Annotated in this window: 10 protein-coding genes; 6 read left to right on the top strand and 4 right to left on the bottom strand. The window is 71.3% G+C overall.

Annotated features, from left to right (window positions below):
* Positions 1 to 898 precede the first annotated feature (898 nt).
* Complete coding sequence (locus IEY94_RS19160) at positions 899 to 1849, top strand: LysR family transcriptional regulator (protein WP_189171603.1); 951 nt, start codon at positions 899 to 901, stop codon at positions 1847 to 1849.
* 312 nt (positions 1850 to 2161) lie between these two features.
* Here the strand turns inward: IEY94_RS19160 and IEY94_RS19155 are convergent, their stop codons facing one another.
* Entirely contained in the window at positions 2162 to 3397 is a 1236-nt protein-coding gene (locus IEY94_RS19155; RefSeq protein WP_189171602.1) for an RCC1 domain-containing protein, read from the bottom strand.
* A 393-nt stretch (positions 3398 to 3790) separates the two neighbouring features.
* Here IEY94_RS19155 and IEY94_RS19150 point away from each other — a divergent pair, with 393 nt between their 5' ends.
* Positions 3791 to 5380: a GAF domain-containing protein gene (locus IEY94_RS19150; protein WP_306341611.1), complete on the top strand. Its 1590-nt coding sequence runs from the start codon at positions 3791 to 3793 to the stop codon at positions 5378 to 5380.
* Between the two features lie 88 nt (positions 5381 to 5468).
* On the opposite strand, the gene IEY94_RS19145 is transcribed toward IEY94_RS19150, so the two are convergent.
* Positions 5469 to 6554, bottom strand: a complete 1086-nt coding sequence (locus IEY94_RS19145) for an RCC1 domain-containing protein (RefSeq protein ID WP_189171601.1) — start codon at positions 6552 to 6554, stop codon at positions 5469 to 5471.
* 384 nt (positions 6555 to 6938) lie between these two features.
* Between IEY94_RS19145 and IEY94_RS19140 the strand changes: the two genes are divergently transcribed.
* Positions 6939 to 7700: an L-2-amino-thiazoline-4-carboxylic acid hydrolase gene (locus IEY94_RS19140; protein ID WP_189171600.1), complete on the top strand. Its 762-nt coding sequence runs from the start codon at positions 6939 to 6941 to the stop codon at positions 7698 to 7700.
* 552 nt (positions 7701 to 8252) lie between these two features.
* Here the strand turns inward: IEY94_RS19140 and IEY94_RS19135 are convergent.
* Entirely contained in the window at positions 8253 to 8441 is a 189-nt protein-coding gene (locus IEY94_RS19135) for a hypothetical protein (protein WP_189171599.1), read from the bottom strand.
* Here IEY94_RS19135 and IEY94_RS19130 point away from each other — a divergent pair.
* Entirely contained in the window at positions 8428 to 9813 is a 1386-nt protein-coding gene (locus tag IEY94_RS19130; protein WP_189171598.1) for a hypothetical protein, read from the top strand. The two genes, IEY94_RS19135 and IEY94_RS19130, sit on opposite strands and share 14 nt — an antisense overlap.
* 337 nt (positions 9814 to 10150) lie before the next feature.
* Here IEY94_RS19130 and IEY94_RS19125 read toward each other — a convergent pair whose 3' ends face one another.
* The gene (locus IEY94_RS19125) at positions 10151 to 10789 is read right to left on the bottom strand and encodes a hypothetical protein (RefSeq protein ID WP_189171597.1); all 639 of its coding nucleotides are present in this window, start codon (positions 10787 to 10789) and stop codon (positions 10151 to 10153) included.
* Positions 10790 to 11257: 468 nt separating this feature from the next.
* On the opposite strand from IEY94_RS19125, the gene IEY94_RS19120 reads away from it, so the two are divergent.
* Together IEY94_RS19120 and IEY94_RS19115 are read left to right on the top strand one after the other, a co-directional pair.
* The gene (locus tag IEY94_RS19120; protein ID WP_189171596.1) at positions 11258 to 11614 is read left to right on the top strand and encodes a hypothetical protein; all 357 of its coding nucleotides are present in this window, start codon (positions 11258 to 11260) and stop codon (positions 11612 to 11614) included.
* Between the two features lie 5 nt (positions 11615 to 11619).
* Positions 11620 to 14058 carry a tetratricopeptide repeat protein gene (locus IEY94_RS19115; protein WP_189171595.1) on the top strand — a complete coding sequence of 813 codons (2439 nt, stop codon included), beginning with the start codon at positions 11620 to 11622 and terminating at the stop codon, positions 14056 to 14058.
* The last annotated feature ends 118 nt before the right edge of the window (positions 14059 to 14176 follow it).

The following is a 14176-nucleotide window of genomic DNA, read 5'->3' as shown; positions in this document are numbered from 1 at the left end:
AGAACGTCCTCCCCACGGCCATCAGACCATGATCAGAAGACTCCGGGAAAGCGGGGGGACCTCAGTCTTGAGGATGGAGAAGAAGTTCTCCATCAACGCGTTGGAATAATGTGTAGTTCGAACCCCGGTCGCTGTGATGTATACAGACTGGTGTCCGAGGGGGACACGAACACGAATGACGACCGCAGCGGTTGCCTCGCTGATCCCGCCGACGCGAGATGTCGCCCACCTGAACGGGGTTCCCATTGTGGGCCGGTCCCTGCCGCGTTCCGCTGGACCCCCATGCCGCTGCGCCTCGACGCCGGCTGCGTCGTCGAACGCGAATGACCAGCCGTGCGCCACCCGCAGCGCCCCGCCGCCGGCGGCGGGGACGGTGGGCCGGTACAGCAGCTCGCGGTGACCGTGGAACGGGTTCGCGATACTGCGGTGTTCGACGACGACGCCCTGGGGTGGGCCCGTCGATCCGGAAGCGGCCGGAGGAGCGGATCGTCGGTATCGACACCCGCCGGTCGAGGGTGTCGATCAGCAAGGACGAGGTACCGGCGAGCGGCGCGAGGTCGGCCATGGTGCGAACGAGCAGTGGTGCAGCGTCGCCGGGGATGTGCTCGATGCGCCCGGGCGGGCTCGATGCACCCGGGTGGGTAGGTCGGGTCCAGGTGCAGGACACGGGGGGCGGCAGCACCGACCTTCTACTACGGATCGTCCGACGAGCGCGCGGACTCCGCGACCTGCCAGCCGGATAGTAATCTGTGTCAATGTCCGCGTCCGAGCGGCGTCCTGGACTCGGAAGCGAGCCCCGGGCCGGAACCGCATCGCTTTCGGGCGCCGGGCGCCCCCGCTACCGAGCCCCGCTACCGAGCTGCGCTCTGCGCCGCTCCCGATCCCTCGGGGAGGGGACATGCAGCTGGAGCTGCATCACCTGAGAGCCATACGGGCCGTCGCCGCGGCCGGCAGTCTCAACCGGGCCGCCGAACAGCTCAATCTGCCCCAGCCCGCGCTGAGCCGGCAGCTGCGGCGCCTGGAGGACCTGTTCGGCGGCCCGCTGTTCGACCGGCACCACTGTGGCGTCCGGCCGACCGCGCTCGGCCGCGTCGTCCTCCAGCACGCCGCCGAGATCCTGGACGACTGCGCCGCCATCCACGATGACATCGCCCGGCACCGCGACCGGCAGGCCGGCACGATCCGGCTCGGCTGGGCGGCAAGCTGCGTGGCCGACCTGTTGCTGGCGGACGTGCGCCGCCGCTTCCCCGACACCGCCGTCGAGGTGACGGTCGGCGATTCCATCGCTCAGGTGACGAACCAATTGCTCACCGGCGACATCGACGTGGCGCTGGTACAACACGAGTTGATCGGCATGCCGTGGTCCCGGCCGGCCGAACTCGCCGTCCAGCACGTCATCGACGAGCGTCCGCAGCTCCTGCTCAGCGGCGACCATCCGTTGGCCCGGCGGTCCGCCGTCACCGTGCCGGACCTGCGCGACGAGGGATGGATCGCGATCTCCGGATCGGGCGGCTGCATCGCGTTCCTGCACCGCGTGTGCCGGCCGTTCGGGTTCGCCCCGAGGATCGTCCACCACCTGCCGATCTACGGACCGCACGAGGAGGTCGTCCGGCTCGACGGCAGCGTACTGCTGATGCAGGGCTGGGGGCCGTCCGCGGAGGGCACCATCCGCCTTCCGATCGCCGGGCTGCCCTGGGTGTCTCGGCACTCCCTGGTGTACCGGCCGGGCGGCTTCTGGGCGCCGCAGGTCCCGCATTTCGCGCGCGCGATGGGAGAGGCCCACCGGGCGAGGATCGACGCGGGCCCGCGGATACGTCGATGGACATCGAACCCCGAGCAGCGTCCGTGACGGTCCAGCGTAGGCGTCGCTGTTCGGGGTACGGCAGGGTCAGGGTTTCTTGGCATGTGGCGACCGCCGTGCGATCCGCCAGGTTGACGTGGTCGGCGGTGGGCGGGCGTCTGAGTGGGCGCACGTGGTGTGAACGCTGCTGAGCATCGATAGGTCGTTCTCGCGGGGACGGTCCACCCGATCATCCGACCGCCACATGCCCGACACGGGCGGGCAGCATGGTCGCGCGCCATACGCGACCGTAGAGGGTGCAGGCAAGCATCCAGCCGGCTCGTTGCCGGCGTGCCCGCCGCGTCCGGTCGTCCCGCGTCGTCAACTGATGGCGAAGGTGGAGGTGGTCTGGTTGCCGCCGGCGAACACCCGACCGGTGACCCCGGGCACCTGGGTGGGCGTGGTGCGGTCCGTGGTGTTGCCCTGGCCGAGGTTGCCGTCGGGATTGTCGCCCCAGCACCAGACGGTGCGGTTGGTGATCTGCGTACCGCAGGTGTAGTTCTCGGCGGCGCTGACGCGCAGCCAGGTGGCGGAGCCGATCTGGGTGGGGGTCTGCCGGTCGGTGGTGTCGCCGAGGCCGAGCTGGTACTGGGAGTTCTCGCCCCAGCACCACAGGGTGTTGTCGGTCCTGGTGGCGCAGGTCTGGTCGTTGCCGGCGGAGACGGTCCGCCAGGTGCTGAGCGCGCCGACCTGGGTGGGGGTCTGCCGGTTGGTGGTGTCGCCGAGGCCGAGTTGGTAGGTGTCGTTGAGGCCCCAGCACCACAGGGTGCCGGCGGTCTTGACCGCGCAGCCGTGCCGGCGGCCGACCGACACGGTGTCCCAGCCGGTACCGGTGAGCTGGTCGGGGCTCGTCTGGTCGGAGGTGCTGCTGTTGCCGAGCCGGTAGTCGGCGCCGTTGCCCCAGCACCACAGGGTGCCGCCGGTGCGGGTCGCGCACGCCTGGACGTTGTTGGCGCTGACCTGCTTCCAGGTGGTGTTGCTGCCGACCTGGGTGAAGCTCGTCCGATCATTGGTATCGCCGACGCCGAGCTGGCCGTTGTCGTTGAAGCCGGTGCACCACAGGCTGCCCGCGGTCTTGAGCGCGCACGACTGGTATCCGCCGGCCTCGACATCGGCCCAGTCCGTGGCGGCGCCGATCTGGACGGGGCTGCTGGTGTCGTTGGTGTTGCCCCGGCCGAGCTGGCCGAAGTAGTTGCGGCCCCAGCACCACAGCGTCCCGGCCGACCGGACCCCGCAGGAGTGGCCGCTGCGGCCGTCCCAGGTGCTGTCCGGCGCGTTGTTGCCGGTGTCGATGTCGACCCAGGTGGTGTTGCTGCCGACCTGCACGGGGCTGGTCTGCGGGCTGGTGGTGTTGCCGAGGCCGAGGTTGCCGGTGGTGTTGTCGCCCCAGGCGTAGAGCGGCCCGGCGAGGAAGTCGCCGTCCAGGGCCAGGCTCGATCCCGGATTCGGCGTCGTCCGGGAGAATGCCGCCCCGGCGGGTTCCAGCGAGGCCAGCGCGGTCAGCGCGAGGACGGCCAGCGCGGTTCGCGCGGGCCAGCCCCGGAGACGACCCAGCATGGTGCCCTTCCGACGTACGAGCAGTCGAACTCCGACCGCCGCTGCGGGCCGGTCGAGTTCGCGGCAGTCCCATCGGACATCCCGAGCGGGACTTCAGCATTTCTGCCGAGAAGTTGGCCACAGCCGGAGGCGCCGGCGATCCACAGCGGCGAAGCAGTATCGGTCCGGGCGTGGCCGGTGCCGCGGGCGGACGTGGCGGCCCTTGGCACCCGAGGAGCATGTGAAGCCGGAGCAGGCCGCGCCGCCTCGGGCGGCCGCGTACCGGGGCATGTCACACGCCGGCGCCGGTTCTCCCGTACCGTCGGAGCTATGGCGGCCGAATTCGCCCGGGGCGCGTGAACGGCGCTATTCGCACCGGATGGCTCCAATGCTATTGGTGGTGCCGTTGTGGCCGTGACCGGTGACGACGTGGTGAGGATGGCCATGCTCGGTAGGCGCGACCGCGATCTGCTCGCCGCTCGAGCCGCGGCGCGGGAGGCCCGGCGCGACGCGGACGCGGTGGCCAAGGTCGTGCGTGCCCTGACCGGGGCGGGGACATCCGCCGACGCGGCCCGGGTCGCGCTGGACGCGGTCCGCCGCTGCTTCGGCTGGGCGTACGGCTCGTACTGGCGGATCGACAGGGACGCCGAGGTCCTGCGGTTCGTGGTCGAGTCCGGCGACGCCGGCGAGGAGTTCCGGCAGGTGACGCTCGGGGCGTCGTTCGCCCACGGCGTGGGCCTGTCGGGGCGGGCGTGGCGGAAGCAGGAACTGGTGTTCGTGCAGGACATCGGCGAGGTGACCGACTGCGTGCGCGCGCCCGTCGCCCAGCGCGTCGGCGTGCGCAGCGGCGTGTGCTTCCCGTTGTTCGAGGACGGCGCCGTCGTGGGAACGATGGACTTCTTCGCCACCGAGGTCCTCGACCCGTCCCCGGAAAGGCTCGACGCCCTGCGCACCATCGGCCTGCTGGTGTCCCAGGCACTCGAGCGGATCACCGAGGCCGAGCGGCAGAGCGCCGCCGCCGTCGACCTGGCCGCCGTGAACACCGTGCTGCGCGACGTGGCCGACGCCGGCACCGTCGAGGCCGCGACGCGCTCCGCCCTGGACACGATCCGGCGGGAGTTCGACTGGCAGTACGGGTCGTACTGGGCGGTCGACGAGCACGACCGGGTGCTGCGGTTCGTCCTGGAGTCCGGCAGCGCGGGCGAGGAGTTCCGCCGGGTCACCATGCAGGCCAGCTTCGCCAAGGGATCCGGACTCGCCGGCCGCGTGTGGGCCGCCGAAGACATGATCTTCGTGCCCGACCTGGCCGACGTGGGCGACTGCGTGCGTGCGCCCGCCGCCCGCCGCGCCGGCGTCAGGGCCGGGGTGTGCCTGCCGTTGATCGTCCACGGCGAGGTGGTCGGCACCATGGACTTCTTCGCCACCGAGTCGATCCGGCTGTCCGACAGCCGCGCCGAGGCGCTGCGCAACACCGCCTTCCTGGTGTCCCAGGCGATCGGACGGATCAAGGACCGCGCCGACCGCATCGGCTCGGCCGGCGGCGAGCTGCTCAAATCCATCGAGGAGGCCGAGCGCAACGTCGTGCAGGCCACCGGCGTCACCCACGAGGCGCACACCCTCACCCGCGAGGCCAACCAGGCCGTCGGGCGCCTCGCGGAGTCCAGCGGCAAGGTCGGCGACGTGGTCAACCTCATCAGCACCATCGCCAAGCAGACCAACCTGCTGGCCCTCAACGCCACCATCGAGGCCGCCCGCGCCGGCGCGGCCGGTAAGGGCTTCGCCGTGGTCGCCAGCGAGGTCAAGGACCTGGCCGAGGGTACCGGCAGGGCCACCCGGGACGTCACCGGGTTCATCACCGCCATCCAGGACGACGCCGACAGCGTCGTGACGGCGCTCACGGCCATCAGCACCATCGTCGACCGCATCAACGAGACCCAAACCATGATCAGCGGCGTGCTGACCGAGCAGGCGGCGGTCACCCGGGAAATCCTGACCGACATGTAACCCGACCGACCGGCAATTCCGCGGCAGAATGACCCGCCCTGCACATCAACGCGACCACGAGAGTGTGGGTCGGCAGGCGTACCGAGGGTCAGCCGATGGAGAAGGTGGTGTGGCTACCGCTGCCGCCGGCGTAGATGGTGCCGGTACGGCCGGACACGAGTTTGGGTGTGGTCTCGTCGGAGGTGTCGCCCTGGCCGAGTTGGCCGTAGGAGTTGTCGCCCCAGCAGTAGATGGTGCGGTCGGTGCGGTTGGCGCAGGTGAACTCGTTGCCGGGAGTGACCTTCGCCCAGTCGGTCGCGGACCCGACCTGCACCGGTGAGGTCCGGTCGCCGGTGCTGCCGAGGCCGAGTTCGTTGGTGTCGTTCAGGCCCCAGCACCACAGGGTGCCGCTCTTGAGTCCGCAGGTGTGGTCGCGGCCGGCGGCGATGTAGGTCCAGGTGGTCAGCGCGCCGATCTGGGTGGGTGTCTGGGCGGTGGTGGTGTTGCCGCGGCCGAGTTGGCCGGAGTCGTTGAGGCCCCAGCACCAGAGGGTGCCGTTGCTGCGCAGGGCGCAGGCGTGCTGGCGGCCGACGGTGATGGCGGTGTGGGTGGTGTTGCTGCTGGTGGTCACCGGCAGGTCCTGGCTGGCGGTGCTGGAGTTGCCGAGCTTGTAGTTGATGCCCTCGCCCCAGCAGTAGACCGCGCCGCCGCGGATGCCGCAGGTCTGGACGTTCGAGGCGGCGATGTCGTTCCAGTTGGTGCCCGAGCCGACCTGCTGCGGGGTGTTGTAGGCGGTGGTGTTGTTCTGCCCGAGCTGGCCGAAGTCGTTCTGCCCCCAGCACCACAGCGTGCCGGTGGTCCTGATCCCGCACGTGTGGTAGCCGCCGGTCGCGATCTGGCTCCAGGAGCCGGAGATCTGCACCGGTGACGAGGTGTTGGTGTTGTTGCCCCGGCCGAGCTGGCCCTGGTTGTTGGCGCCCCAGCACCACAGCGTGTTGTCCGACCGGAGCGCGCACGTGTGCCCGGTCGCGGCGTCGTCGACGGGCTGGTTCGACGTCGACGCGAACACCCACGTCGTCGCCGAGCCGACCTGCAACGGACTGGTCCGGGGACTGGTGGTGTTGCCGAGGCCGATCTGGCCGGTGGTGTTGTCACCCCACCCGTACAGGGCACCCGCGTTGAAGGCACTGCTCAAGCCGATGCTGTTGCCCGAATTCGACGTCGTCCGACTGAACGCACTCGCGACCGAATGGACGCAGACCAGCGCCAGGGCCACGCCCGCGATCACGCACGCGCCGAGAACCCGATCCGCAGAAAACATCACCAGCTCCCAGTCATCACCTCATCAATCGGCTGACCGATCCGGCAACTTAGGCACGGACGGCGGCGGATCCCTCGGTAGCCGGGGGCCCGGCGCTCTTGACGCGGCGCCGGCGGTCTTCTTGACTGGAACCGTCATCTCGCAGCGCCGGTTGGTGGTGGAGCGCGCTGGTCAACCCCGGGCCGTACGGGGCGTCCAGCCATGCTCTGACACCAGTGCTCGGCCGGCCCCGCACGGTCCCCCCCGGAAGGGACCACCATGACGGACACCACTACCCCCGAGCCTGTCGCCCCCGAGCAGCATGAGCAGCCGCAGTACGACCCCGCGGACTGGACCCCGGTCATCGAGCGTGCCTTCTTCACCCGCCTGCTGCAGACGGTGGAATCGAGTGCCGTCGCCGCATGGGCGCAACCCATCGACGCGCTGGTGCGGCGCCGGCTGGCCGCCCTTGACAGGCAGGTCGAACCCCTGGTCGCCAATGCGATGGACGCGGCCAACGCCCGATTCACGACGCTGGCCGTGGCGACGTACGACATCCTGGAGCCGGTGTACGGCCCCACCGAGGCGGCCGCGATCGTGGAGGACTGCCTCAACAGCCCGCTACGCGAGCAGATGCTGACCGGCACCCGCGACATGCTCGACCGCACCGACGACCCCTTCACCACGCTGGTCGCCGCAAGCAAGCAGCGCGAGCAGTCCTACTTCGGTCCGTCGTTCCACTTCGAGCGGCCCGTCGATGACGGCGACACCTATGTGCTGGACGTGCGCCGCTGCCTCTTCCACGAGGTACTGGCCGCCGTCGACCGTCGCCCGCTGCAACCGATTCTGTGTCGCTTCGACCTCAACTGGGCCGACGCCATCGATCCCTCGCGGCACAAGCTGAGGTTCCTGCGGCCGGTAACCCACGCCACCGGCACCACCTGCCGCATGCTGTTCACCCGCGAAGAACACCTGCCCGACCTCATCGCCCGGCCCGCCGACCCGGCCAGCACACCACCGGCAACAGCCACCGGGTGGTGAGCGACATGCGCGTGGGCAGTGCGGCACATGCGGCCGCGGTCCGTGCGCCGCTCCGATGCCGACTATCGTCGTGCCCGACCAGCGTCGCGATTCGGGGGAGGGCGATCTGATGAGGCTGTTCCGCATCATGTGGCGGGCGGTCGGTGGGGCTGTCGCTCTGCTGGCCGTCCCGGGCACCGCTCCGGTGGGCCCTGCCCGGGCCGCCGGTGACCCGCCGCCGGACAGCGTGGTGCGGCTGTCCGGCGAACCCGGCGAGTACCTCACCGGCGGTCGGATGTGGACGTTCTCGCCGGCGCGCGGCGATCGGCTGAGTGCGTACACCACCACGGGAGGTCTGCTGCGGGTTGATGTCCGGGATTCAGCCGGCGAGGACTGGGCGGTGGAGCTGGCTGGACCGGGGAGCACCCCGCTGGCCGTCGGCGAGTATCCCCACGCCGTCCGACCCGCGGATCGCGGCCGGGCGCCGGGCCTCGCGGTGTGGGCGCCCGGCCGGGCCTGCGGCCGGGTCGATGGGTCCTTCACCGTCACGGAGCTGGTGCGGGGGCCGCACGGCTACATCGAGCGCATCGCCGCGGCCTTCCGGATGACCTGCGACGCCAGCACCCGGGTGCTCACCGGGGACGTCCGGGTGGTCGCCCCGCCCCTGGCTGAACTGGTGCTGACCAGCGCCGTGGACCGGACGGCGGCGCGCAGCCCCGCCACCGGACGGTCGACCTTCACCGGAGCGGTGACCTGCACCAAGCCCGTCACGGTGACGGTGTGGGCGCAGGCCCGGCAGACCGTTGACGGCCACCTTCTACGCCAGCCGCTGAGCATCACCGGCGACCGTGCCTGCCGGCCCGGCGTCCCGGCCGCGTGGTCGGGCAGTACCGCCGCCGACGTCACCCCGTTCGCTGACGGCCGGGTGGAGGTGGAGGTGACGGCGGCGACCGACGATCCCGACTTCCCCGTACGCCAGACCGCGCGATCGCGGACCATCGTGACCGTGGCGGCCGTCCCGCCGACCACCCTGCCGACCAGCGCGGCCACCCTGGCCGGCAGGGGCGCACCGTCGGGCGCCGGCGTCGCGGGTCGGCGACTGCCGCCCGTCGCGGCCGGCTCGCTGGAGTTCAGCGGCGACCCCGGAGACTACGTCAGCCGGGGCCGAGAGTGGACGTACGGAGCATCGGGGGGCGACAGGTGGGACGCCCACCACTTCCTCGCCGAGAACGCGGTGAAGCTGGACGTGAGCGGCCGCGACAGCAAGAGCTGGACTCTCGAACTGCGGGCCGCCTCCGGGCAGCCGCTGCGCGTGGGCCGGTACGCGGACGCGGTCGGCAGCGATGTGGACGGGCGCCCGTTCCTCGACCTCAGCGGCGACGGCCGAGCCTGCGCGACCACCGGCGAGTTCACCATCACGGCGCTGCGACTGACCGCGCACGGATACGTTGAACGGCTGGCAGCGGAGTTCACCCAGCGGTGCCACAACAGCGCCAGCGCGCTGCGCGGGCGGGTGCTCATCGACAACCCACCGCAGCCCCCGGACCTCACCGTGGCCCTCGGTGTGACGCAGTCGGCCACCTTCGGTGACGTGAGCGCGCGGGCGTACCTGCCGGTAACGGTGACCTGCAGCAAGTCAACCGAGGTCAGACTGTGGGCCGAGGTACGGCAGTCGCGGGAGGACAACCTCCCACAGCTCGAGTCGGGTCAGGTCCGAATCGCCTGCCGGGCCGGAGAACCGACCCGGCAGATCGTCGAGGCGGACGTCATCCGCGACCCACTCCCGGTCGCCGGGCCGGCCCGGGTAACCCTGGACGCGCACGCCGGGGACCCCGACTACCAGGAGCTGACCGTACGGTCGGCGACCACGCTACCGGTCGTCTTCGAGCCGGTCATCGAGCAGCGACGCCCTCGAACCGCGATTCCAGCGACAGATCAGCCACGCGCTACGATGGTGAATTTTCCGATATTGTCATTCAGATTTGGCCCAACATTAGGGGTGTTTCCACGGAAGATCTTGCCGACCGAGGCGTCTCGAGCACCGAAAGCGATCGCTTCGTTGCACCGATTGTATAGCTTGAACGAGCTGACGACCCACCCGAAGCCCTCTTGTTGCCGCAGATCCCACGTGTAGCCCTCGCCGTCGCAAGGAGCCGAGCCGTAAAGGACACGCCCGGTCCCGCGGTAGTCTGCATCCATGTAGAGCTTCGCCACCATCAAGTCGTCCCTCATCACCTTCTTCGCGGCGTCGCCGCACACGGATCTGAGGGCGGACACTGATTCGCCTGCTGCGGGGCGCTGCGAAACAAGGACGCACTCTGTGGCGTCCCGGTCCCGGTGGTACGAAATTGTGGGTGTCACCGCGAGTGTCGCAGTCAAGCCCAGTGCAAGAATCCCCATGATTTCTCCTTACGTGCTTCAGGAAGGGCCAGGTGGCCCGTTTTTGCCATCGACCCTGCGCCCTGTTTGACTCAGGGGCAGCGGGTGACGTTGTATTCCATGCCGTCGGGGAATGTCAGGACCGACTCCATGCGGTCGATCACCGTGATTCCTTCGATCTCGCCCGACCCGGTGAGGTTCAGGTCGTAGCGCACGGTGAACACCGGGTCCTGTCCGCACTCGACCACACCGGTGGGGATGGCAGCGCTCACGACCTCCTTGCCCTGGTGGGGGACGCCGTCGACACTGCCGCCGGTGTAGGCCCGGTGGGTCGGCGGGGCGAGCGTTCCGCCGGTGGAGAGGTCGTAGGAGATGTCGACGGTCGCGGCCAGATCGAGCCCGAGGTTGTAGTTGACTTCGTTCGTCACCGTGGCCGGTGCGTACCGGTCATTGGTCGGCGAGATGATGCGGAACTTGACCTCGCACGACACGCTTCTCCGTCCTTCTTCGACGTCGAGGCTGAGGCCGTGGAAGGCAGCCATGATCTCTCCGTTCTCCTCGTTGACCTCGATGGTGTCGTCGTGGGCGCTGCCGCAACCGGTGCCGGTCATGCCCACAGCCTTGTAGATGGGTATCGCGACGGATGCCCGGGCCGGCGCAACGACCAGGGCCCCCGAGCTCGACACGGCGACTGCCGCCGTCGCCGCCGCCAGTGCTCGCTTGATAATCATGATGTGATCCTCTACCCCGATTTGATTGGCTGACCTCAAAGGTCCGTAAACATCAGCGGCCGCTTTCTCGGAGCGCCGTACGCCGGCCATCTGGCTCGTCCGGTCGCGGCCGGACGACGGGTGCCGGTCTGCTCCCGTCGCGGCTACGGCTACCACCGCACCCCGGCGACCATTCGGAAAGCACCGTCGCATGTAGCTTGTCATCGACCTGTGTCTGATTGCCTGCATTTTCGAGAACTGTCAAGTCGCGTGTGCGTCCACTCAGTTCTGTCGGAAATTCGACTCATTCATGGGCGATATGAAGCCATCCCGGGGCGCCGCGGCCGTTGCGTGCGGCGCCCGCGTCGCGCGAGGATCGGTACTGCCCGTTGGAGTGAAGATCCACGTTGGTCGGTGGTCGACCATTACGATGCCCCTCGACCCCGTCCACGCCGCTGGGCCGGGCGGGCCGCTGACCCGGAGGTGCCGGTGAACGCCGTGGAACTGGTCACGACCGCGCTGGTCACCGGCGCGGGCGGCGCGGTGACTGCCGTGGTCGCGGACCTCTACCGGGAGCTGAAGCACGCCCTCGTCCCGGGCACCCGGCCGGCGCTGGCCGATCACCTGGCCGCGGTGGAGGCCGGCGCCGGGGACCGGGAAGCGTTGATGCGTGAGATGAACACCGTTGACCTGTCACCGGAGTTGATCGAGGCAGCGCGCCGGGTCCTCGCCGCGGCCGATCCAGCGGGCGCACGCGCCGGCCGGTACGTCGTCGATCTCGGCGGTGCGCACGTGCAGGGGTTGCAGGTCGGCGACCGCAACATTCAGCACAACACCTTCGGCTGACCGCGGTGGCGGCCGAACCGGCTCCGGACGAGCCGATCGCCGCGGACCTGGTCCGCCCCCTGCTGGACCACCTCGCGGCCGCGCGCCGCGAGGGCGTCGCGGTGTGGCAGGGAGTGCAGATCGGCAACGAGAACATCCAGATCAACGCGCACCACCACCCGCCGAGACGGCCGGCCGCGCTTCCGTACCTGGTCGGCGTGCTACCCGACGAACCGCCGGGCTACCAGGAGCGCCCGCAGGCCGCGCGGTTGCGGGCAGCCCTGGCCGGCGGTGGGCCGGCGGGTCCCGAGCCCGGGCTCGTGACCGGCCCGGGCGGCGTGGGCAAGACCCAGCTCGCCGCCCGGTACGCCGCGGCGGAGTGGGCGGCGGGGCGGTTGGACGTACTGGTCTGGGCCTCCGGTCCGGACAGCGGCTCGGTGCGGAGCGCCTTCGCCGCCGGGTCGGCGGTGGATCCCGGCGACGAGTCGGAGACGCTGGACCAGCGCGCCCGCCGGTTCCTATCCTGGCTGGGTACGACGGACAAGCGCTGGCTCGTGGTCATCGACGACCTGCGGTCGGCGACCGAACTCAGGGGGCTGTGGCCGCCGAGGAGGCCGGGTGGACGGACGATCATCACGACCCGCCGGCGCGACATCGGCCCGATGATGGAGTGGGACTCCATCGAGCTGGCGGTCTTCGCGCCGGCGGAGGCGGACCAGTACCTGGCCCGGCGGCTGCCGGCGGCGCTGCGCGACGACCCGGCCGGGCTGGCGGCCGACCTCGGCTACCTCCCCATCGCCCTGAGCCAGGCCACCGCGCTGATGCGCGTGCGGCGGTGGAGCTGCACCGGGTACCGGCGGCGGTTCGCCGCCGCCCGGGAGCTGGGCGACGTGTTCCCGGACGAGGGCAGCGACTTCAACCGGGCCGCGCTGGCGAACACCGCGACGGTGGCGGCGACGTGGCGGCTGTCCGTGCGGGCGGCCGACGCCGACCGGCCGCGGGGTCTGGCCACGCCGTTGCTGGAGGTCGCCTCCCTGCTCGACCCGAACGGCACCCCCGAGCTGATCTTCACCAGCGCCGCCGCCCGGTCGGCGGTCGCCGACCGCGCGGGCGCGGCGGCGGTGACGGCCGACGACGCCATGGACGGCCTGGCCGTGCTGCACCGGTACAGCCTGCTGGACCACGAGGGCGGGCTGGTCCGGGTGCATGCACTGGTCCAGCGGGCCACCCGGGACCGGACCCCCGCGGGCGCCCGCGACCCGCTCGCCCGCGCGGTCGGCGACGCGCTCCGCGAGGTCTGGCCGCCGACGGAGCGCGCCCCGGCCCTGACCCAGCGGCTGCGGTCCGGCGCGCAGGCGCTGTACCGGCATGCCCGCGGCGCGCTGTGGGCCGGGTCGCACCCTCCACACCCGGTCCTGGAGCGCGCGGTGGCCAGCTTCGGCGAGGCCGTGCTCTGGGACGATGCGATCGCGCTCGCCGCCGACCTGGTCGCGGAGGCGGGCGCCCGGCTCGGCCCGCGCCACCCCGTCACCCTGCGGCTGCGCAGCACGCAGGCGGTGCTGCGCGGCGACGCCGAGCAGCGGGAAGCGGCCCTGGCGGAGTTCACCGCCGTCGTCGCCGACTGCGTCGAGGTGCTCGGCCCCGCGGACCCCTTGACGGTGGCCGCCCGGCACGGGCTCGGCAACCAGCACGGGCAGGCAGGCCGCCCCGCCCGGGCCGCGGAGAACCTGGCCGAGGTGCTGCAGGCGCGGATCGCCGCCCTCGGCGCCGGCGACCCGGCCACCGTGCAGACCGCCGACACGCTCGGCTTCTGGCTGGGCAAGGCCGGCCGGTACGCCGAGTCGGTGGCCCTGCTCAGCGAGTACCTGCCGGTCGCCGAGGCGGCGCTCGGCCCCGACAATCGCCAGGTGCTCGCGATGCGCGCCAACCTGGCGTTCCAGATCGGCGGCGCCGGCGACCCCGCCGCCGCGGTGACCGCGTTCCGGACCACGCTGGTCGAGCAGGTCCGGGTGCTGGGGCCCGGACACCGGGACATCTCCGTCACCCGCAACAACCTCGCGTACTGGCAGGGCGAGGCCGGGGACCCGGCCAGCTCCCGGGCCGCCCTGGAGGAGCTGCTGGACGAGCGGATCCGGATGTACGGGCGCCGGCACCGGGACACCTTCGCCACCCAGCAGGGCATCGCCCAGCGCAGCTACGAACTCGGCGACCTGGCGCGGGCGCGGGAGCTGCTGGAGGAGCTGCTGCCCGAGCGCGCCGACGTGCTCGGGTACGACCACCACGAGACGATGAACACGCGGTACACGCTGGCGTGCGTACGGGGTGCGCAGGGCGAACCGGCCGCGGCCGCGGCCGACCTGGCGGCGCTGCGCGACGACCAGCTCCGGGTGCTCGGCGCGGACCACCCGTCGCTCGCGGAGACCGAGGCGGCACTGCGCCGGTACACCCCGCCGCCCGCCGGCTGACCGGCTCGCCGGGAGGACCGGTGGTGGTGATCGATCGCAGCGTCGCCGGCCGGCCGCCCGACGACGGCCGGCCGCATCGGGGTGATCGACGCCGCTCCCGACGATGGTGCAGGGGCGC

This window comes from Pilimelia anulata, assembly GCF_014647895.1.
Taxonomy (GTDB): domain Bacteria; phylum Actinomycetota; class Actinomycetes; order Mycobacteriales; family Micromonosporaceae; genus Pilimelia; species Pilimelia anulata.
The sequence above is the reverse complement of the archived record's forward strand: the minus strand, read 5'-3'. Positions and strand labels throughout refer to the sequence as shown.